Here is a 21,629-nt window from a genome sequence, read left to right on the forward strand (position 1 = left end):
CATTCAAGCCTATAAAAAAGATTTTTGTATTTAAAAACCCATCCGGATCGCTTATAATACAAGAATAGTAGGGCTTGATTGCCAAAAGGAGCTGAAGCATGGAAAAATTGATATTGAGCATAGTGGCTTTCTTTTTTATAGTGTCCCCTGCTGATCTTAAAACGCTGCCCGAAATATCGTCCATGTATATAGAAGAAGCTATGCTGTCAGAGGAAGAAAACCATGCTGCGGAGCTCTTTAATACCAGTGAACGGCGTCGTATCTATGATTTTAAAGTGAAGAATGCGCCTGTTGGTGTGGAGATCAGCACATATCAATTGGAAGACGGGAGTTGGAGCGTGATTTCCAGGGAAAACAGGCAGGTAATGAATAAAAGGGGAAGAATTGCGCTGGGATTTGACAATATCGGAGATGGTATCAGGGTGGCCCTGCAAGATTCTGAGACAGGAGTGGTCAGCTCATATACCACGGATGCTGTTGCAGACTGTGGAGATATGGGCTGGGCAGCAGGAGTGCTCAGCGGTCATGAGAAAATCGGCTATGATGAGGAAAAGCCATTGATTCTTCAGGTTGTTACGTCTGGAAATCCTGTTAATTACTATCTGGTTCAATATTTTTACACTCCTGAAGTATACCAGGATTATGACTATGAGCAGGTTTTTGCGGTGACAATCCGTTTTTACCGGTAGACCAAAGGAGAGCCGGTTATCAATTTCTGATAAACATTTTGGAAGATTTTAATATCAAAAGAATAAGAAAAGGAGAACAGCGTATGGTAGTGATTGACCAGGCATTATGTATCGGATGTGGAAAATGTGTAAAGGATTGTGTATCGGGAGTATTACATATAGACCAGGGGAAAGCAGAGCTGCAGGGAAGCTGTATTCAATGCGGTCACTGTGTGGCCATATGCCCTGTGAAAGCGGTGGCGATACCGGAATATGACATGGAGGATGTGGTGGAGTATGAAGAAAGCAGCTTTACCCTCTCGCCGGAACATTTTTTAAATGCGGTCAAATTCCGCAGAAGCATCAGAAGTTACAAAAAGCGCCAGGTAGAACGGGATGTGTTTCAGAGGCTGATTGAAGCCGGCAGATATACGGCAACAGCGGTTAATACCCAAAGCGTCAGCTATGTGGTGGTGCAGGAAAAGCTGGAGGAATTTAAACCGTATGCATGGAACGGATGGCTGGCTTTTGCGGATGCGCTTTTGCCGGAGCAGGCGGATATGAAATCTTCCATTTATAAATTCTATGAGACATACCGGAAAGATCCGGAACAGGACCGTCTGTTTTTCAACGCTCCGGCGCTTTTAGTGATTGCCACCAATAACTCCTGGGATGGAGGGCTTGCGGCTCAAAATATTGAGATGATGGCTGTGGCAGAAGGTCTTGGTGTGCTCTATAACGGCTTTTTGGTGCGGGCAATTAAAAAGAATCCGGAAGCCGTCGAATGGCTGGGGCTGTCTGATAAGAATATCTGCTGTTGTCTTTTGGTCGGCTATCCCGACGTGGTTTACCAAAGGACGGCGCCTAGGAAACCGGGGAATGTTATCTGGAAATAATGATTGTAATTAATGATAGATGAAGTGAAACTATGATAGAAGAGTTAAAAGAGGAATAAAACTATGCCGGATAAAATTTATAGGATCGGGGTGATTTCAGATACTCACGGGCTTATCAGGGACGAGGTTAAGGAAGCGCTGGCCGCATGCGATGTGATTCTGCACGGCGGGGACATCAACCGCCAGGAGATTTTAGACAAGCTTAAAACAATTGCAGAGGTCTATGCGGTGAGGGGCAATAATGATAAAGAGTGGGCTGAATATCTGCCGGAGCATTTGAGCCTCCGGCTGTATGGGCTGCGGATATTTATGATCCACAATAAAAAAGAAATCGCTGAGGATTTGAAAGATTACGATCTGGTCATTTATGGCCATTCCCACAAGTACGAGGAGAAAAATGATGGGGAGAGAATTTGGCTGAATCCGGGAAGCTGCGGCCCCAGGCGGTTTCACCAGCCGGTTACCATGGCGGTGGTGGAAGTGGAAGATCCGGGAAAAATCCGCAGAGTGGTGAAGCTGGAAACGGAAGACGGGATGAAGAAGTGGAGGATATAACCGTAGGTACAGGGGAAGTTTATCCAGTTCAAAAACGGAAATTCCCAAGGTTATTTCTGGTAAAAAAATAAGGTTTTCTTGGGCTTAATTATCGGTTATACTGGAATCAGTTTGAAACTTGTTTTCCACCAAAGATGTGCCGCATAATTGTCCGTGCAGTTTTGAGAAAACATGTCATAATAGGAACATTGGTTCAAAAAGGAGGGCAGCTTTATATGAGTAAAGAGGTTATGACTGCATAGCAACAGGCTTATGCAGTGAAATAAAAGATAGAGTAATTGTATAGCCTTTGCTATTCCGGACAGAAAAAAAGTTTGGGAGGCAGCGATGCGCTATCAGAAAGCAACGGAGGTTTTGCCGTGTGAATTGGTGGAACTGATCCAGAAATACATAGACGGAGGATATGTTTATATCCCCAGAAAACAGGAAAATAAGAAAAATTGGGGAGAAGGAACTTCGATTAAAGAAGAGCTGGATTCCAGAAATGAAGAGATTTATCAGAAATATCAGGAAGGGTTTTCCGTGAGACAGCTGGCCGGGATGTATTATCTGTCGGAAAAAAGCATTCACAGAATCCTTCTGTTAAAACGACAAGAAAATGAGATATGACAACAGGCGGTATGCCGATCGCAGGATCGGCATGCCGCTTTTTACGGCGATACGGTTCCCGTCTTTTTTGCAGAGGGGAGAACGAGGTATTCTGTGCTCCGCAGACATGATAGAGTGGCTGTGGAGGAATGAATATGTGTGTTAAGAAAGAGGTATGGAGAATCAGTCCGGTATCATTTCCGCGGGGTAAGAGAAATTGTTCAAAGTGCAATGGAAAACGGGAATTTATAAACAGCGAAAAGTTCCGGGTGAATGCCAATGGAAGGGTAATCGATGTTTGGCTGATTTTCAGGTGCGAAACCTGCGGCACCGCCTGGAATATGACGGTCTATGAGCGAAAGGCGGCGGATGCTTTAAATCAGGAAGAATATCTTGGATTTTTAAGAAATGACGCTTATTTAGCAGAAAAATATGGAAGAGATCCCGGTGTATTTGCCAGAAACAGAGCGGAAATCGTTCTGCGTGATCAGGATTACAGAGTGGAAATCCTTCAGGACTGGGGATGCGGTGAAAATGAGGAGAAAGGAATCCGCGAAGTGGAATTAGAAGTGCCTTTTCCCACGAAACTTAGAGTGGATCATCTTCTGGCCGTCCAGTTGGGGGTATCGCGAAGCGTTATAAAGCGGTGGGCTGGGGAAACTATTATTTTCTGTCAGGATGAAGCGGAACATGAGGACCGGAAGGACGGCGGATGCAGGAGGAAAGGCGAGAGGAATTTCTTGCGGGAAAAAGTGAAAAACGGGATGAAAATGGGGATCAGAATGAATTGTGTTCAAGACGAACCGGAAAGGCTCTAAGTCAGGTCATGACTTTTGAGCCTTTTTTGATGTCAAAGTGAGTTGGTATCTCAGCGTCAGGTGCGGATAAGAACTGTCATCTGCTATTAATAAAAATATAGTACTTGACATTACATAGTACTAGCTATAATATAATACTAAAGCAGATGAAAAGGTTGAACCGATTCGGAATGGAGCAAAAATGAATGCACAGTTTAAAAAAGGCGTCCTGGAACTGGTTGTTTTGCTGTCAGTGACTAAAAAGGATATGTATGGATATGAACTGGTCAGCGAGGTGTCAAAAGTGATAGATGTGAATGAAGGAACCATTTATCCCTTGCTGAAACGGCTGACCAATGAACATTATTTTGAGACATATTTAAAAGAATCTACGGAAGGGCCTCCCAGAAAATATTATCATCTGACTGCGGCAGGTCTGCTTTATAAAGATAGTTTAAAGGCGGAGTGGGTTGATTTTAACAGGAAAGTGAATCAGTTTATAAAGGAGAGTGACAGGGATGACTAAGTCGGAATTTTTGGAATATTTGGAGAAGAAACTTCAGGTTTTGAACCAAAAGGAACGGGATGATATTTTAAGCGAATACGCACAGCATATAGAACTGAAGATGGAGAGCGGGCTTAGCGAGGAGGATGCCATTCACGATTTCGGAGATTTAGAGGAATTGGCGGCTGAGATTCTGGATGCCTACAACGTTAATCCCGACTATGATAAAAGGATCATTCAGATAGACGGGAGAAAAATCGGTAAGAGGATGACGAAAGCGGGGCATAAAGTGGGCGGACTATTTCACAGATGTTCCCAGGCGGCAGGAAATATCTTTAAGGACAATTCCGTGGGAAATTTTAAATTAGTGATAAGGTGCTGCCTGATTTTTACCGCCCTATTCGCCGTTTACCTGCCGCTTGCCGCATTGGACATTTGGTTTGGGGATGTTCTCTATTCCATATGCGGCAGACCGTTTGATTATCTGCTGTCAGGAGCGGTGATTATTGTTTTTCATCTCTTTTATTTGTTCTTTTCGGTTTCAGTTTTGTATACATATATTTCTTCACACAGGCACAGGCGGGATGCCGGGCAGCCGGAAGAGAATGGGGAAGAGGAAATTGCAGTGGATAGGGAAGAGGACGGGGCTGAAGAAGAACGCAGACATGTACCGGCCGTTAAGAAGGCGGGCAGACGGCTTGGCGGCGCGGCAAAATGGATGAAGAATTTATTCACGCTGCCGGGATTTTCCGGAAAAGAACCTGCTTCCGGCGGGAAAGGCATAAAGCGATTTGTAAAGTTGGTCTGCAACGTAATTAAGGCCTGCATTTCCTTGTTGGTTAAGGGGATTATCGTATGCTGTCTCACTCCTGTGCTGTTGATGCTGCTGTTTCTGGTTATCGCATTCGGGACATTGATCGTTTTGGTAGCCCTGGGATATCCTTTGGTTGGAGTGACCGTCATATCATTGGGCGGATTGCTCAGCGGTTTTGCTTTTGTTTGGTTTGTGGGCAGCTTTTTATTTTCAAAGAAAGTGGGGAAAGAGGAGTGAAGGTGAGAAAAAGGTTGATCATTGTCTTTATCATTGGATTTTTGATGATGGGAATAGGCGGCGGAATTGCTTTCGCAGAATTTTCTTCCTTCCGTTACGGCGGGAATATTCAGTTGGGAGGAGAGATGGCGACGGTAAAGCTGCAGCAGACCGTGCCGGAGGATGCAGAAGAGATTATAATCTGGCCGTATGGATACCGTTTGGACAGGATTCAGGTTGTGGAAGACAGTTCTCTGGCTAAGGATGAGATTACTGTTGAGGTGACCTGCAATACAGATAACATTAAGCCTTTTATGGATGAACAGGAAGATTCTGAGGAGGAGGCCGGGACGGAAGTTCCTAAAAAGTCAGTTTTTGTGCTGGGCTATACCGGTTATGATTCCTCTGACGGTGTATCGGAATTCTTTCAAGTGAAAGATGAAATTTTGGAAAGCATAAAGAACAGGACTATTTATACCTATTCTTATGATGACGTTGACAGGGTTGTGATTAAGGTGTCTTCGGATCGGGCGGGGCGCATTTCGATAAATTGATAAATTGAAAATGGTAGTTGGAAATGTTCGGACATTGTGTTTTTGAAATCATAGTAGTATAATAAAAATGTTTTCAAAGATATTTTGGCTGAAGATTGACTCATAATTAGGAACTTTGAACATGAGATTCCAGGCTGTTATGAACAGGCAGCCTGGAATTTTTTTATGGCAGTTCTGATCAGATATTTATGATGCTGCTAGATATATTTGAGGAAACAAACGGATTTATTTACAAAATTTAACCAAGGAAGTAGAGATAAGGTATGAAGAAGAGAAAAAGTGTCAGATATTACAGAAGCCCGGATGAGAAGTTTTTAAATGAGCTGGGGAGTTTGAATTCCTCACATTTTTCACCGGGGGATTTGTTTGGATCTCTGGCGCCGGCTGGATGTTTGATCCTTCCGCTTTTGTTTGCAGTAGCTGTGTCCGGGGGGATTTGGATGCTGCCGGAAGATTTGCAGACAGTTCTCAGAATTGTGCTGGTGCTTTCGGTGGGAATCAAACTGTTGGTTCTGCCGGAATTGGTTCTCGATTTTCCTGATGATTTTTTTGGCATCTGCAATTCATTTCATAACTGGACCGGATATTTGGGAATCCTGGGTATGTATTTAAAAACGGATCATTCCAGGATATTTGGCTGGCCGGTTTGGGTTTATGGGATTTGGGCGGCCCTAGGCGTTGTGATCTGCTTTCTGAATTTAAAATTCAGGAAGGTGCGCTTAACCGGAATGCGGGTTTTGGCGTATTTGATTTTATGCCTGTTTTGGATAATGGCAATTAACGCTATACGCCCGTAAAGGGACGTTTGGCGTATCATTTGATGTGAGGTAAAGGCTGAGTGAAAAGAAAACCGGATTATCTGAAAATACTAAAGATAGCGGCGGGTACAGGGATTTCTATTATTATTGCGGAAGTTTTAGGGCTGAGATACAGCGCTTCCGCCGGTGTGATTACACTGCTCAGCATTCAGGACACAAAAAAGGAAACGATTCGTGTGGTTGGAAGGCGTCTGGCCTCTTTTGTGCTGGCGCTTCTTTTGTCGGCTGTATGTTTCCGGCTGTTTGGTTATGGAGCCTTGGCGGTTGCTGTGTTCCTGCTGTTTTTTGCATGGGCTTGTATGACATTTCATATGCAGGAGGGGATCTCGGTCAATACGGTGTTGATGACTCATTTTCTGGCAGAACGGTCCATGGGAGCGGGGGATATTTTAAATGAGGTTCTGCTGCTTTTGGTGGGAGCCGGAATCGGGGTGATTTTAAACCTCTACATTCCGGGCAAGAAAAAACAGATTAAGATGAGCCAGAAACAGATTGAAGACCGGATGAAAGAGATTTTGGGTAGCATGTCTGCCGCTCTTTTGGGCAGGGAGAGAAGATGCGGCCAGTCAGAACCGCTGCTTTGTCTGGAAAAAGAGCTGGATTTGGGTGAAAGACGGGCCTATGAAGATATGGAGAACAGCCTGCTTTCAGAAACCAGATATTATCTGCGCTATATGAACATGAGAAAAGGTCAGGCGCTGGTGCTTACAAGAATCGAAAAGCAGCTTTGCAGGCTTGCGATGCTGCCGCCCCAGGCGGAACAGATCGCCTGTGTGATGGGACATATCAGTGAAAGTTTTCATGAATATAACAATGCGGTCGATTTGCTGGAAGAGCTGGAAGCTGTTAAAATGGATATGAGGGAGCAGCCGCTTCCCACAGAACGGCTGGAATTTGAAAACAGGGCTGTTTTGTTTCAGATTCTGATGGAATTAGAGCAGTTTTTGGCTATGAAAAAGGAATTTGTAGAGGAATTGGATGAACACGAGATCCGGGAATTCTGGAAAGACAGGAATTGCCAGGACGTATAAGAGAAATATAAGAGAAAACTAAAGGTGGGGATTTTAGTATGACAAAGATGATTGATCCATGGATGCCGCCGGTGCTGGAAACGGTGGTCGACGGCTTTGAACTGATGCAGGGCTGCTGTGAAAGGGAAGAGCGGCTGGAAGAGAAGCTGTTAACCAAACTGGATGTTCAGGGAGAGGTATTTGATACTATCTGCATATCAAAGGTGAAGTTTGAAAACTGTCTCTTTCTGGACTGTTCGTTTAAAAAAGGAGAGTTTACGGATGTGATTTTTCAGTCCTGTAATTTTTCTAACTGTGATTTCAGCGACAGCTATTTTAACCGGTGCCGGTTTATCGGTTCCAAAGGAATGGGAGCCAAATTCTGTGGAAACAGCATACAGAATCTGACGGTAAAGGACTGTAATTTCAGCTATGCCAATTTTGATTCTTCCAAGCTGGAGAAAATACGGTTTGAGGATTCGGAATTAAGGGGAGCCGGTTTGTCCCAATGCAGATGCAAAATGGTGTATTGGAGCCGGGTACGGCTGTCGGAAGCAAGCTTTTTTAAGACCTCCATGCAGAAAATGGATTTTACAACATGTGACATTGCGGGCATTTCCATTTCCGACGACTGTTCGGAATTAAAGGGAGCTGTGGTGGACTTGTATCAGGCTGCGGAACTGGCAAAAAGGCTGGGGTTGGTCATTAAATAGCAGGGAAAGCTGGGGGATGGATATGGTGCGCTTTTTGATTATGGCATTTGTGATGATGATGCCGTTTTTTACCGGATATGTGCAGCTGCCGGGAGAACAGGCGGCTTCTTACCAGAGCGGGTATTTGGGGCTGGAATGCATTGAGGCCGGAACGGATTCCTATTACATACAGACCTTATATTTGGAAAAGCTGGAAGAGTGGAAGGGAGAGGGATACATTCCTTTGATCGTTCAGAAAGATGAGTTTGGGGTGATGGAGGACAGTGTTTCCAGAGCAGTAATGGAGTACGGTTCTATGGAAAATTATGCAAAAGAAATGCTGGAAAAGGCAAAACAGGTGGACGCAGGCCAATTCTTTGAGGAAAACCGGGAAAATTATGAGTTGTGGATGGAATGGGCGGAGGAAGAGGCTACTGATCCTGATTATTCCTGGGAAGATGATCCGGATATCCAAAGTGACCTTTATCTGCCCGGGTACGGAGGCACGTATCTGATCCTGAAGGTTCCGGCAAAAGAGCCGTATGAGGTTTTAGCTTATGTGCCCTTTGGCGGTTACAATGAATGTCCGCTTCCGGAGGAACACATAGCGGTTGCAAAGAGGTGGTATGAGCTGTATGGCGCTGTTCCATGTGCAGTTGGATATGACACGCTGCAGTATTATCTGGAGGAACCGGTCACAGACAGGGAGGCAGTGGAAAAACTGTCGGAAGAGATGATGATTTACTGTGCGGATATTGTCTTTCAGGGAGTGGGAGATTTAGACTATCTAAAGGCAAGTATCAAAGGAAGCCCCTTTTGGTTTTTCTGGTGGGATTAAAATATGGGGTAAATCTTTATTTAGCTGGCTGAGGTACGCCGGAAAGAAGGGGAAACCTGGGCGGGCGGCGGAACTAGAGAAAGACAGGGGATTCGGGTTACGACCCTAAGTGATACTAGGCCGGCAAGAGCGGAAAAAGGCAGCGCGGCGCCATTCGCGGTGAACTCTTTATGACTTCATCGCTCAAGGGCGCCTCAAATACTGATTCGGAATGAGGCTGCTGAAAAAGTCCCAGATTTTGTAAATTCAAAAATGTCATCCCATTTTATACACAATAATTTGATATGAAGTGGTGAAAACATAATTAAAAACCCCGGATTTTTGACATAAAATGGGGAATGAATTTTAAGCAAAACACTTTTTCAGCAGCCTCTTCGGAATTCAGTATTTGTCTGCCTTTTTCCGCTCTTGCCGCCCAAGTATCACTAAGGGTCTGCACACAATCCCCTGTCTTTCTCTAGTTCCGCCGCCCGCCCAGGTTTCCCCTTCTTTCCGGCTGGTGCTTGGCTAGCTGAGTAAGAAAGATTTTGCGGAATAGTAAGTAAGTTTTTACATAAAGGGTGAAGGCATTTTCAGAAAAGCCTTCACCCTTTATGTTAATTTTGGTATAATAAAAGAAAAGCAGTTTCTTTGGCATAAAAGAAAACTGCGGACAGGGGGTATTTATGGACAGCAGAACTTACAAGATCATGTCAACAGCCAATAACGTGCCTTTAAAGGTTACGCCGGGCCATTTCGCTACCAATCATTCCCATATTAATTATTATCTTGATATGACTACATTGAAGGCGAGGCAGAGTGAAGCGCAGCAGGCTGCGAAGGCGCTGGTGGGGATGTATGTGTATGATACGGTGGTGGACACGATTGTATGTCTGGACGGGACTCAGATTATCGGAGCCTATTTGGCGGAAGAATTAACTCAGGCCGGTTTTATGTCCAGAAATGCACATCAGACCATTTATATTGTTACACCGGAGTATAACAGCAACAGCCAGATGATTTTCAGGGAGAATATACAGCCGATGATTACCGGAAAGAACATCATTTTATTGATGGCGTCGGTGACAACGGGAAAGACGATCAGTAAGGGAATCGAATGTATTCAGTACTATGGAGGCGCTCTTCAGGGGGTATCGGCGATTTTCAGCGCGTTGGATGAGATCGAGGGATTACATATTAATGCAATATTCGGGAAACGTGATCTTCCGGATTATGAAGCATACGATTTCAGGGAATGCCCATACTGTAAAAAGGGGATAAAGCTGGATGCGCTGGTCAATAGTTTTGGTTATTCGAAACTGTAGGTAAAACTGATAAAAAACAGCAGAAGCTGCCCTCTTTTGTATTACGGACGAGAAGCCGGATATACAAAAGAGCGCGGCTTTTTGCGTTTGCCGGGGCGTTTGGGCAGCTGGTAAATTCAGGATAATGGGAAAAATAAGAAAATTGACAGTGTCGAAGGGAAATACAAAGTGATATAATCATGGTATTATCAGATGACAGGAGGGCGATGCTTTGGCAGAGACATACGGACATTTTAAGGCGGGAAGGCTGCTGGCGGCGGGAATCCTGGTTTTTCTTCTGTGTATAACCGGATGCGCGAAGGAGAGTGTGCCAAAGGAGCCGGAAAAAACCGAAGTGGTGCTGTGGTATTATTGGGATATCGGGAAAATACAGAGAGAGCTGGCCAATCTGATCGATGAATTTAATGAATCCCAGGACCGGATTATAGTGAGGGCCCAGTATATACCGGATGAATCGTTTAAAAAGAGACTTGCTCTCAGCGCGGCGGATGATAAAATGCCGGATCTGGCGTTGATGGATTCTTCGGATTTTAAATATATGCATGGAATGAAGGCATTTGTGGATTTGACAGATGAGATTCCTCAGCTTCAGGAATATTTTCCCCAGGCGGTTGAACCGTGTACGGTTGAAGACAGAATTTATGGGATGCCGTTTGGTGTGAACTGTCTGGCCCTCTATTACAATAAAAATATGATGGAAGAAGCAGGATGTTTGCCGCCGGAGAACTGGGAGGAGTTTTATGATGCGGCGGTGAAGATGACGAAAGAAGGCGTGGACGGATTTGCCATGTCGGCGCTTCAAAGCGAGGAGGCTATGTTCAGTTTTCTGCCGCTTTTGTGGTCCATGGGAGCGGATGTGGATACGCTTAATTCACCGGAAGGAAGGCAGGCGTTTCAGCTGCTTGTAAACCTTAGGGACAGCGGCATTTTAAGAAAGCAGTGCATCAGCCTTACGCTCAGCGATTTGATGAAGCAGTTTGAGGCAGGCAATATCGCTATGATGTTCAATACTTCAATGGCGATCGGGCCGATAAGAGAGCATAGACCGGATCTGGAATTTGGAGTGGTTTCCGTGCCTTCCGGCGAGGAGGAAGTTACGGTTTCAGGCGGTGAGATATTTGGAGTTACTTCCGGTGATCATGAGAAAGAAGCCATAGAATTTTTAAAGTTTCTTGCAGATAAGGACAGAATGGCCGGATATATGGATAATTTCGGACTTTTGGCTCCGATTGAGGAGGTGCAGAGCCGGCAGTATCCAACGGATGAGATGCAGAGGAAATTTATCGATTACTATAAATCGGCCAGATCCAGAGAATTTACAAAAATGTGGCCGAAGATTTCATTGGTTGTCACGGATACATTGAGCCAGGTGATTATCGGAGAGGGTACTCTGGATGATATTTTAGAAGAAGCTGCTTTTAATATCTCGGAAATCAGGAAGGAGAACCAATGAAAAAAGCGAAGAGCCTGAGAGGAATGCTGATTCCGGCCATCTTTTTTTCATCTGTATTTACCATCGGCCTTTTTGCCCTGATTTCCCAGTACAGGCTTTGGAGCAGTATCAAGGGCAGCATGGAACGGGAAGTTCAAAACAGCATGGAAAAGTCCGATCAGTGTCTGGATTTGGTTTTGGATAAGTATGAGACACTTCTTTATGAACTGTGTACCGACGATCAGATTATTGAAATCGTGGAAAATATCAATATAAATGAAGACGATCTGGATGTAAACGGCAGTATGCTCCGCAGGAGGCTGAGCCATATCTGCAACAGCAATGTAAGCGTGGAGGGGATTGTTGTGGACACGATCAATCAGAAACGCTTCTTTTATGATTCCCTCTCATCCTCGTCGTCAAAGAGCAGCTGGACTACCCAGATTCCGGTTCCAATCGTGGAAAAAGGTGTGGCTTACAGATGGAAACGGGAACCTGTTCTTTTAGGCGACGAAGAGATTTATATGTTCCAGATAGCCAGAAGGCTGGTGGACTACAGGGATATTCATAAACCGATCGGAACGGTTGTGATAAGCATCAATGAGAACGAGTTAAGGGACGCGGTGGATTTTGGCGGTAAAAACCAGGTGTTTCTGTTAGATGGGGATTCCATTGTCAGCGCTCCTGAAAAAATACTGATCGGAGAGGAGAAAGAACTGGTATTTCAGCCCGGAATGCAGATGGTTTCCAAGATGAATGAAAGATCCGGCTGGGAGATCGTCAGCCTTTATGAGCTCAGCGAATACAGGAAAGCCATATGGGGACAGGCGGGTTACTATCTGCTGATCGCGGTGGGGATTATCGGGATCATGGTAATTCTGGTGGATTATATCACAAGGCCGATTCTGAAATCTGTGGATACGGTGGTGGAGGCCATGAACACGGCTGAAAGCGGAGATTTTTCGGTTAGAATTCCCATACAGGAAACGATGTCAATTGAAGTGCAGAGAATTGCCTCCCGTTTTAATGAGATGGTGGGACAGCTGGATGAGCTTTTAAAACAGATCAAACAGGCGGTATTGGAGCAGAAGAATGCGGAGCTGTCCGCGTTGGAAGCCCAGATCGATCCTCATTTTTTATATAATACCCTGGACACGATCAACTGGAAAGCCATTGAAAACGAACAGTATGAGATCAGCGAGATGGTGGGCGCGCTGGCCGATATTCTCAGGTATGCGGTGAGAAATGCAGGGGCCAGAACTACGATCCGCCAGGAAATCAGCTGGCTGGAACAGTATATTCTCCTACAAAGCGCCAGGCTGGGAAGAGAGCTGGATCTTCAGATCGACATTACCGATGAGGCATGGAACTGCCGGATTCATAAGCTTTTGATGCAGCCATTTGTGGAAAATGCGATCAAACATGGATTGTACAAAAAAGAAGGGGACTGCGTCCTCAAAATATCAATGAGCGTGGAAGATCATCAGCTTCACATCATCATTGAAGACAATGGAAAGGGAATCAGCGAAGGTCTTCTCGGACAGCTGAACGATAAGAACGCCGTTATGGGAGAACATCTGGGCATCGTCAATGTGCGCAGAAGGCTGCGGCTTTATTATTCGGGCAAGGCATCGCTTCATTTTGAAAGCTGTCAGGGAAGCTATACCAGGGTTCATCTTTTCATACCCGCAGAGGAGGTGTAAGCGATATGAATATCGTGGTGGTAGAGGATGCAAAGCCGATTCGGGAAGGATTAGCCAACATTCTTCATAGAATTGACAGCACATACCAGGTGGCCGGAAAAGCCGCCGACGGAGTGGAAGGGCTGAAGCTGATAAAGGAGATAAAGCCGGACTTAGTGATTATGGATATTCAGATGCCGGATATGGACGGTCTCACCATGCTCGAAAAGGTGAGGGAAGAGAAGATTGACTGCAAGGTGATCGTTCTCACCGCCTATTCCGATTTTAATTATGCGAAGAAGGCCATAGAGTTGGGGATTGAGAATTATCTGCTGAAACCTATCAAGATTGCGGAACTGAAAAAGGCGCTTCATCAGGTGGAAGAATCTCTGGATAAGGAGCGGTTTCAGGAACAGATCTATTCTTTGGAGTATGTATTTAAGAGCAGTCTGACAGGGGCTTTGGCGGAGGATGATATACTGGAAGAGATACTCAAGGATAAATACGGTTTTAATGCCGCCGATCCTGTGGAAATGCTTCTTGTGTGGCTGGACGGGATATATGAAGAGTCCTGCCAGGCGGCTGTGCATTTGTTGGAAAATGTGGGAAGCAATACGCAGAAATTCGACAGTGTGGTGATGACGCTAGAGGACAAGAAGGCTGTGGCTGTGATCATCTATAAGAAAAGGACGGATGACGGGCTGGAAAATTATTTCCGGCAGTCGGTTTTTCCTATGCTGGTCTCCAATCTGGGCAGCAGGATCGTTGGCGTTTGGGGAGAATGTGAAGGTCTGGGCGGTCTGCGGGATCTGTTAAAAGAGATGATGGAGGAGTTGGAATGGAATCTGCTTCTTCCTGCCGGAACTCTGATCAGCCGGAATTTGATCGATGGGCTGTCTCCTGTGCCGTTTAAATTTCCCATGGATCTGGAAAATAAGATACGCCGTGCGGCGGCCAACAGGGATATGGAGGAGTACAAACAATGTCTGGCGGTTTTAAACAGCGCCTGCACCAGAGAGGTATATGAGCCGAAAGATATTAAAGATGGATTTATCCGCTTTTTCATGACATTGGCCCATGCGGCAAAGGAGTACGGCGGACAGGGAGAGGGCGGTTTTTCACAAAAGCTGCTCATGCGCCTGTCGGCTTCGAATACCTGGAAGGAAATCGCAGATACTTTAACTGAATTTTTTGAACTGAATTTTTTAACGGATCAGGAAAAGAGCGGTGAAGCGGATGAGGTAAGCCCTTTGGTGCAAAAAGCCCGGCTTCTGATCCAGGAATATTACAGCCAGGGGATCACCTTGGAGGAAACGGCCAGAAAGCTGCACGTTTCAGATGAATATCTCAGCACCCAGTTTAAAAAAGAGACGGGAAAGTCATTTACGGAAACGATCCGCGCCTACCGGATTGAAAAAATTAAAAAGCTGCTGCTGGAATCCGATTTAAAACTGGCTCAGATTGCGGCCATGACCGGATATTCCGATCCTAAATACATGAGCAAGGTGTTCCGGGATGAGGTGGGAGTTCTGCCCGCAGAATATCGAAAAAGGGAAATTTAACTCGAATTTGCTTAGAAATTTACTCCTTTTTAAAAAATTTACCCTGTTTTTATTGTTTCGAATCGATTATTATGGGTAACATAATAAAGAAGAGAAAAGAAAGAGGAGATGCAATATGAAACAGATGAAAGTAAGCTTCAAAGATCCAAAAGAAGTTCTGGAATTTGTGAACTGCGTGACCAAATATCCGTTCGATATGGATATGAAAAGAGGCCATATCCTCATTGATGCAAAGTCAATTTTAGGTGTTATCGGTCTTGGTATGGGAAATATTTCAGAATTGATTGTATATAATGAAGAATGCGGTACTCTGGAAAAAGACATTGAAAAATATTTGGTTGCATAGATAAAAGAATTGGATATGAGAGGTTTCATTATGGCGCAGGCTGTGGTGAAGCCTCTTTTTATTATATGGGTAGGTTCGGTCTGAGAAAAAAGGCGCTAATGTTAACTTAGGGGTATGCGGTTTTTAACGCATCAAATTATGAAATAATCCTAAATAATAGAATAAAATCCTAACTATAAAAAATCTCTTATGGTAAAATAAAACCATAAAATATGCTGGCCGGCAAAGGATAGAAGGATGGGAAAACGATGGAAAAAGCAACCTCACGCATACGCTATTACAACAATGAAAATGGTCCTGTAATCGGGGTGACCGTAAAGCCCGTGATCGAACAGGACGGTCTGTATTTCAAAGATTTAAACGGAGACGGCAAACTGGCAGTCTATAAGGATTGGAGAAAAACGCCTGAAGAAAGGGCAAAAGCTCTGGCAGAGGAATTATCCCCGAAAGAGAAATTCGGACTTCTCTTTCTGAATACCTGGAAGATGGGCCTGTTTCAGGAGGACAAGGAAAAAGTGGACGCGACCGGTCTTTTGAATGAAGAGATTATTGAAAAAGACGAGTCCATATTTAACGTGGAAAAATCATATGGAACTACATACACGGTGAAAGAGATGGGAATCCGCCATCTGATTTTCCGCCAGAATCCAAAACCGGAAGAACTGGCAGACTGGATTAACCAGTTAAACCTGTTGGCCGAAGAAGGAGAACACGCGGTTCCCATGCTGATCACATCCAATTCCCGCAATGAAAATGGGGAGATGGTTTTCGGAATGAACGACGCGGCGGGCGTATTTGCCACATGGCCGGGCACTATGGGTATCGGCGCGGCTGTGAAGGGGAACGGCCCGGAACTGATTGAAGACTTTGCAGAATGCATCCGCAGAGAATGGGACGCAGTGGGCATGAAAAAGGGCTATATGTACATGGCTGATGTGGTCACTGATCCCAGATGGCAGAGAAGTTACGGTACGTTTGGAGAAGATCCCCAATTGGTTTCTCAAATTATGGATCGCCTGATTCCGGGCATCCAGGGAAGCGGGGAAGGGGTAACCACGGACGGAGTAGCCGTGACAGTCAAACATTTCCCGGGAGGAGGAGCCAGGGAAAATGGTTTCGATCCTCATTATGAGCAGGGACAGTGGAATGTGTACCAAACGGAAAACAGCCTTCAAAAATACCATATTCCCGCATTCCAAACTGCGGTGGACCGTCATGCGTCTTCGATCATGCCCTATTATGCGAAACCTGCGGCACAAAAGAGCCAAAAACAGTATGATATGCTGGGCAATGAGATAGAGATGAAACCACTTGGCTTTGCATTTAACCGGTTCTTTACGGAAACTCTTTTAAGAGAACAGATGGGATTTAAAGGATACATAAACAGCGATTCCGGCATCACCAATAAGATGGCATGGGGCGTGGAAGAACTGGATGTGCCGTCCAGAATCGCTCTCGCAGTCAATTCGGGCGTGGATATGATCAGCGGTTCTTTAGACGTATTTTCGGCACAAGAAGCTTACGAAAGATGGAAAAACGGATATTATACAACCCAGGGACATCCGGTTCCTGCGGGGTATACGGCCGAGCAGCTGACTTTATCGGAAGAAGCATTAAACAGGGCAGCAGCCCGCACATTAAAAGAACAGTTCGAACTGGGGCTGTTTGAAAACCCTTACCGCGATCCCGAAACGGCCGCAGAAGTGATTGCCACAGAAAAACACTGGAAGGACGCTTACCGGGTGCATCAGCAGTCTGTAGTCCTTTTAAAGAATAAAGACGGGGTACTTCCCCTTAATTCTGAGAAGCTGTCCGGCAAAAAGGTATATGTGGAATGCTTTAAAAAGGACGGAGAAGCTGCGGTTCAGGAGACGGAAAAGCTGAGAGAATCCATTGCCGGTAAACATGGCCTTGTGCTGACCGATTCTTACGAGGATGCCGGCTATGCATTTTTATTAATAAACCCCAGTTCAGGCGAGTATTTCAATGCGACAAAGGGATATCTGGAGCTGGATATCTGTGATAAAAAACAAGTGGCTGATGTGGACGGCAATGGCTGTCCGGCGGAAACTTTCCACGAAGAAACTACCCTGTCCGGTGTGGACAGGATCAAAAAAATTTATGAAACTGTGCATGAAAACGGCGGCGCAGTTATCTCCAATATCAATTTCACTCTGGCCTGGATGGTGGGCAATGTGGAGCCATATGCAGACGCTCTGTTAGCCGGATTCGATACGTATACGGATGCGGTTCTGGATGTGGTGACCGGTACATATAACCCAACCGGAAAGATGCCCATCACGCTGCCGAAAGAAGATTCCGTGATCGCAGTGGATAAAAGCGGAGTATGCATTTCACCAAACGATGTGCCGGGATACGATAAAGACCGCTATATGCCCGATGATATGAAAGATGAAAATGGAAAAGCCTATGCTTACCGGGATGAACTTGGCAATTATTACGAACTTGGTTTTGGCTTGAATTTCTAAGCTCAAAAGGTACGCCGGAAAAGCAAATGGTATGGACGGAAACCGGAGCGGAGGTGGCCGGCCTCTGGATACGGTTTAAACAAGGTGTAATAAGCCATTTTTAATCATACATCGATCTGATCTCTATCGTTCAAAATGACAATGTGTCTGTTCGGGCAAAGCATTTTTAGCATATCGGGCATGTCGGTATGAATGGGGATGATCATATTTGGATTTACTTTTTCAATTACCGTTTGAATATCTTTCTGTGAAGCATGACCGCTGGTATGCAGCGGTTCCCATTGTTCTGCCAGATTTAGAAAATCAGGGATTGTGCTGCCCGGTCTGGTAAGATATCCGTTCCACATGGAATAAAGTATAATGCTCTGTTTTGCGGGAAAGCTGCGGATAATTTCTCTGAAATTGCGGTTGTCCCGCACCATCATCAGAAATCCATTTTTATGGAATCGGGACAGCAGATTTTCGCCGTATATTATTTTTTTTATATTCCGATAGAGCGGTGAGTAATTGCCCCAATACTGCTGTATCAAGTCGAGCAACCGATTCTGATATTCGTCACAGATAAAATATTTACCCTGTGGCACAGCTTTTGAAAGCGCACATATTCGTTCCAGATTTGTGGATGCGCAGAGAACAAAAACATAGTTGTACTGCTCCATATATGCTCTGGCCTTTTGCTGCAATTCCCGCTCGGTCATTAGCTTTGCATCAGTACGGGAAAAGGCTGTTCCCTCAATAATCAGCGCATCCACATTACCGATCAATTTATTAAGAATTTTCGGCATTGCTTTGCCGCGGAAACCATGCAGACGAAAATCACCTGTATGCAGAATTTTCTTTCCGCCGGCCTCAACCAGAAACATATAGCTGTCGCAGGCAGAGTGGTCAACAGAAAAGGGTGTGATGAACATATCTCCGATTGGAAAACGCTCTCCCTGCGTAAATATCATTGCCTGTTCAACCCGTGATTTCAAAGCGGTATCAGATTTCGGCAAGGCGGCAAGCAAAACGGCCTTTGCAAAAGGGCCCATATACAGTGGAATCCCATCACGGATATTTTTTAATTGTCCGATATGATCCATATGATTATGGGTAAATAGGGCAGCAGCACAGCTGCCATTTGTATCTGTAACACCTGGAATGGATAAGGGGGCGGATGTGAAATTTTCATTTATGCTCAACTCATCGCCCAAATCGATCAGTATTCGGGTTGCAGCTGTGCGGATTTCGGTTGCAGCGCCGCCGATTTGGTGTGTTCCACGATGGATTATAATTTGCATATCTGATACGCGCTTCCGTTTATTTCTTTAAAGCAGAATATGGTAATATCCGCCTTTTCTAGCAAAGTTAATAAAGCTGGATTAACAGTTTCAAACTCCTTTTGCTGTGCAGTTTTTTCCCCATTATCTTGATTTTTTTCAAAAAATGCTATTGCTTTTTTATAGGTTCCCGGCGGGTAGCCCTCGGTGTAGGTCATAATCTCTGCGATCATGCGCAGCAGGGATTCAGAGTTGCCTTTGTAGGGCTTGACCTCTGTTGCATAGTGAACAGTGTCCATGCTGATAATCAGATCAATTTTACCGATGCCGTCTCCATAATAAAAAGCGGGAACTTCATAATCGGTAATTTTATAATCACCGATAAGATCAAAATGCTCTTGCAACGCACACTTGCCGCAGCGTTTGGAGTATGTGCTGTTTCGATAGTACATACATTTACACAGCCGTTTTTCGGTATAACGCTCACTGCTTAGTCCCGCACAATAATTATGGTGTCCGAGCTTGTATGTACCATGATTAGAATATAAATCAGGCGTTTGTGTGCCAAAGAGAAGAGCTGTCAAATCAGATGTACCACTGTCAATTGCAGCAGTGAGTTCTCTTATCAGCATATCATAATTTGATACTGTGATCCTATCCTTGAATAGCTGTGAATTTTTCCATTTGCTCATTACGCAGATCCTTTCTATCAATAATCTCCGAAAAATACGGACACACCATCTTGTAAATACCAGCCTTTCTTCGAGTGGTCATATGCGATCCATTCGCCTGCCGCCTGCAATGTGGAAATATACCGTTGAACCGTTCTTGTTGATAACTCCAATTCATTTACCAGCTCCTGTGTTCTTATGCCGGGGCGGGAACGGATGAGTGACAGAATCCGCAGGCAGTCCATGAGCTGTTTGCTGAAGTTCTTCGCCTTTTTGGATTTACTGTGTGCGGATAAAAGGCGGTATTTTAAAGTGGAAGCAAGTTCTTCAAAATTTTCATAGCACATGAACTTTGCCTGCAAGTTGTGTGGGGGCTTGGGATAACCGAGCCAGAACACGGTTTCATCCGTACAGCCGCCGGCTTCGGTATAATAATCAAGAACCATTTCTCTGCTGTCTGCATCCAAAGCCGCTGCATTTATTATGAGAGCGGTGGCAGAAATAGCAATCAAATCGGTTGGTGCATCGGTGTCAAACAACTCATAGCCCTTTGCAGGCAACGCGTTTTCCACCAATTTATTCTGTTCTTCGCTTAGTCCGAATGTCGTCACTCTGCCATCCGGTACAGTGATATACTCCCCGTTAGGAGCAAGAAATGTTTTCATATACCATCCTCCTGCTGTGTGAATGAGTAAATTATATCATATCACCATGACAACAGTATGGCACGCATAAAAAAATTCAGTTCGGGCAGATGAAATAATCATAATTTTTCAAATAACCTTCTTATGGTTCTCCGTGTCATCAGTAAGGGTTGCAGGATTTATTTAAATGTGGGATAATCATACCCGTCACCTCCTATGCCGGGCGTTTCAGGCTGTGAGGGTAAGATCATTATGGAGAGGGAAAACAGATGAAAAAGATTTTATTTATTTTAGCGGGAAACACCTTGTATGCTCTGGCTGTCGCACTTTTTGTGCTGCCCGGCCATCTGATTACCGGAGGGACTACCGGACTCGCTTTAGTAGCCAACTATCATGCCGGGATACCGATTGCAGGTTTCGTGGCGGTGTTTAACCTGCTGATGTTTTTATTAGGGCTTTTTATTCTTGGAAAGGCGTTTGCGGTGACCACTTTAATCAGCAGCTTTTACTATCCGCTGGTTTTAGGGCAGCTTCAGAGAATGATCGGTGATTTTGTGATCACAGAGGATAAGATGCTGGCCACCATATTTGCCGGTCTTCTGATCGGCGGAGGCATCGGCCTTGTAATCCGGTCGGGAGCATCTACCGGAGGTATGGACATTCCGCCGCTGGTTCTTAATAAAAAGTTCCGGCTGCCCGTATCCGTGGGCATGTATGCATTTGACTGTCTGATTCTGCTGTTTCAGATGCTGTTTGCGGATAAAGAACAGATCCTTTACGGACTGCTTCTGGTGCTGATCTATACGGTAGTTCTGGACAAGGTGCTGTTAATCGGCGGAAACCAAATGCAGGTGAAGATCATCAGCAAGCAGTTCGAAGAGATCAGCAGGCAGATCCAGCAGAAAATGGACCGTGGAACCACGCTGTTCGAGATTGAAGGCGGATATTCCAGAAATGAATCCTATGCGGTTTTAGCGGTGGTGTCCGGCCGTGAATTATCAAAGCTGAACGAGCTGGTGATGAAGATCGACGATCAGGCGTTTATGATCATCAATCAGGTCAGCGAAGTAAAGGGAAGAGGCTTCACGATTCAAAAAAAATATAAATAAAAATCAATCAAATTGTTATTTAACGGGGGTGACGGAAAGGTACGCCCGGAATCGGGAGGCAGAGCCGGGAGACGAAGGTCGGAGGGGCCGTCCGGGCCGGGGAAGGAAGATGCAGCCAGATCGGATTCGGGATTCGCCCCTAAGAACAACTAAGGCCCGTAAGGACAGAACAAGGCAGGC

The 21,629-nt window shown here is 45.1% G+C and carries 23 protein-coding genes; 20 read left to right on the forward strand and 3 right to left on the reverse strand.

Features of this window, described 5'->3' with window-relative positions; all coding sequences use genetic code 11:
• The first annotated feature begins 98 nt into the window (after window positions 1–98).
• The 18 genes from C0033_RS24375 to C0033_RS24465 all read left to right on the forward strand — a co-directional run bounded on the left by C0033_RS24375 (window position 99) and on the right by C0033_RS24465 (window position 17,766).
• Window positions 99–689: a hypothetical protein gene (locus C0033_RS24375; RefSeq protein ID WP_103230452.1), complete on the forward strand. Its 591-nt coding sequence runs from the start codon at window positions 99–101 to the stop codon at window positions 687–689.
• A gap of 83 nt (window positions 690–772) precedes the next feature.
• Window positions 773–1,564 carry a nitroreductase family protein gene (locus C0033_RS24380; protein WP_103230453.1) on the forward strand — a complete coding sequence of 264 codons (792 nt, stop codon included), beginning with the start codon at window positions 773–775 and terminating at the stop codon, window positions 1,562–1,564.
• Window positions 1,565–1,627: 63 nt separating this feature from the next.
• A complete protein-coding gene (locus C0033_RS24385; protein ID WP_103230454.1) occupies window positions 1,628–2,119 on the forward strand; it encodes a metallophosphoesterase family protein in 492 nt (163 codons plus the stop codon).
• Window positions 2,120–2,446: 327 nt separating this feature from the next.
• Window positions 2,447–2,728, forward strand: a complete 282-nt coding sequence (locus tag C0033_RS24390) for a CD3324 family protein (protein ID WP_103230455.1) — start codon at window positions 2,447–2,449, stop codon at window positions 2,726–2,728.
• Window positions 2,729–2,862: 134 nt separating this feature from the next.
• Window positions 2,863–3,525, forward strand: coding sequence for a DUF1062 domain-containing protein (locus C0033_RS24395; protein ID WP_180994884.1), 663 nt, complete (start codon window positions 2,863–2,865; stop codon window positions 3,523–3,525).
• Window positions 3,526–3,706: 181 nt separating this feature from the next.
• Window positions 3,707–4,030 carry a PadR family transcriptional regulator gene (locus tag C0033_RS24400; protein WP_103230457.1) on the forward strand — a complete coding sequence of 108 codons (324 nt, stop codon included), beginning with the start codon at window positions 3,707–3,709 and terminating at the stop codon, window positions 4,028–4,030.
• On the forward strand, window positions 4,023–5,060 hold the full coding sequence (locus C0033_RS24405; protein ID WP_103230458.1) for a DUF1700 domain-containing protein: 1,038 nt from the start codon (window positions 4,023–4,025) through the stop codon (window positions 5,058–5,060). The genes C0033_RS24400 and C0033_RS24405 overlap by 8 nt, the downstream gene beginning before the upstream one ends.
• A gap of 2 nt (window positions 5,061–5,062) precedes the next feature.
• Complete coding sequence (locus C0033_RS24410) at window positions 5,063–5,593, forward strand: hypothetical protein (protein ID WP_103230459.1); 531 nt, start codon at window positions 5,063–5,065, stop codon at window positions 5,591–5,593.
• Between the two features lie 263 nt (window positions 5,594–5,856).
• Entirely contained in the window at window positions 5,857–6,390 is a 534-nt protein-coding gene (locus C0033_RS24415) for a hypothetical protein (RefSeq protein WP_103230460.1), read from the forward strand.
• A gap of 41 nt (window positions 6,391–6,431) precedes the next feature.
• Complete coding sequence (locus C0033_RS24420) at window positions 6,432–7,442, forward strand: aromatic acid exporter family protein (RefSeq protein WP_103230461.1); 1,011 nt, start codon at window positions 6,432–6,434, stop codon at window positions 7,440–7,442.
• 38 nt (window positions 7,443–7,480) lie between these two features.
• Complete coding sequence (locus C0033_RS24425) at window positions 7,481–8,134, forward strand: pentapeptide repeat-containing protein (RefSeq protein WP_103230462.1); 654 nt, start codon at window positions 7,481–7,483, stop codon at window positions 8,132–8,134.
• 16 nt (window positions 8,135–8,150) lie between these two features.
• Window positions 8,151–8,951, forward strand: a complete 801-nt coding sequence (locus C0033_RS24430) for a DUF4253 domain-containing protein (protein WP_103230463.1) — start codon at window positions 8,151–8,153, stop codon at window positions 8,949–8,951.
• Between the two features lie 665 nt (window positions 8,952–9,616).
• Window positions 9,617–10,255, forward strand: coding sequence for an orotate phosphoribosyltransferase (locus C0033_RS24440; RefSeq protein ID WP_103230465.1), 639 nt, complete (start codon window positions 9,617–9,619; stop codon window positions 10,253–10,255).
• 211 nt (window positions 10,256–10,466) lie between these two features.
• Window positions 10,467–11,708, forward strand: a complete 1,242-nt coding sequence (locus C0033_RS24445; protein WP_242984587.1) for an extracellular solute-binding protein — start codon at window positions 10,467–10,469, stop codon at window positions 11,706–11,708.
• The gene (locus C0033_RS24450; protein WP_103230466.1) at window positions 11,705–13,390 is read left to right on the forward strand and encodes a sensor histidine kinase; all 1,686 of its coding nucleotides are present in this window, start codon (window positions 11,705–11,707) and stop codon (window positions 13,388–13,390) included. Before C0033_RS24445 ends, C0033_RS24450 begins: the two co-directional genes overlap by 4 nt.
• A gap of 5 nt (window positions 13,391–13,395) precedes the next feature.
• Window positions 13,396–14,931: a response regulator gene (locus C0033_RS24455; protein WP_103230467.1), complete on the forward strand. Its 1,536-nt coding sequence runs from the start codon at window positions 13,396–13,398 to the stop codon at window positions 14,929–14,931.
• 115 nt (window positions 14,932–15,046) lie between these two features.
• Complete coding sequence (locus tag C0033_RS24460) at window positions 15,047–15,277, forward strand: HPr family phosphocarrier protein (protein ID WP_103230468.1); 231 nt, start codon at window positions 15,047–15,049, stop codon at window positions 15,275–15,277.
• 248 nt (window positions 15,278–15,525) lie between these two features.
• A complete protein-coding gene (locus tag C0033_RS24465; RefSeq protein WP_103230469.1) occupies window positions 15,526–17,766 on the forward strand; it encodes a glycoside hydrolase family 3 N-terminal domain-containing protein in 2,241 nt (746 codons plus the stop codon).
• A gap of 104 nt (window positions 17,767–17,870) precedes the next feature.
• Here C0033_RS24465 and C0033_RS24470 read toward each other — a convergent pair whose 3' ends face one another.
• The 3 genes from C0033_RS24470 to C0033_RS24480 are packed head-to-tail and all read right to left on the reverse strand — an operon-like array spanning window position 17,871 to window position 20,361.
• Window positions 17,871–19,046, reverse strand: a complete 1,176-nt coding sequence (locus C0033_RS24470; RefSeq protein WP_103230470.1) for an MBL fold metallo-hydrolase — start codon at window positions 19,044–19,046, stop codon at window positions 17,871–17,873.
• The gene (locus C0033_RS26770) at window positions 19,034–19,717 is read right to left on the reverse strand and encodes a hypothetical protein (protein ID WP_146043811.1); all 684 of its coding nucleotides are present in this window, start codon (window positions 19,715–19,717) and stop codon (window positions 19,034–19,036) included. The genes C0033_RS24470 and C0033_RS26770 overlap by 13 nt, the downstream gene beginning before the upstream one ends.
• 17 nt (window positions 19,718–19,734) lie before the next feature.
• Window positions 19,735–20,361 (reverse strand): HTH domain-containing protein, encoded by a 627-nt coding sequence (locus C0033_RS24480; RefSeq protein ID WP_103230472.1) that lies wholly within the window; start codon window positions 20,359–20,361, stop codon window positions 19,735–19,737.
• A gap of 248 nt (window positions 20,362–20,609) precedes the next feature.
• On the opposite strand from C0033_RS24480, the gene C0033_RS24485 reads away from it, so the two are divergent.
• Together C0033_RS24485 and C0033_RS27255 are read left to right on the forward strand one after the other, a co-directional pair.
• Window positions 20,610–21,449, forward strand: coding sequence for a YitT family protein (locus tag C0033_RS24485; protein ID WP_103230473.1), 840 nt, complete (start codon window positions 20,610–20,612; stop codon window positions 21,447–21,449).
• 12 nt (window positions 21,450–21,461) lie between these two features.
• Entirely contained in the window at window positions 21,462–21,602 is a 141-nt protein-coding gene (locus C0033_RS27255; protein ID WP_180994885.1) for a hypothetical protein, read from the forward strand.
• The last annotated feature ends 27 nt before the right edge of the window (window positions 21,603–21,629 follow it).

Source organism: Clostridium sp. chh4-2 (assembly GCF_002899675.1).
GTDB lineage: Bacteria > Bacillota > Clostridia > Lachnospirales > Lachnospiraceae > CHH4-2.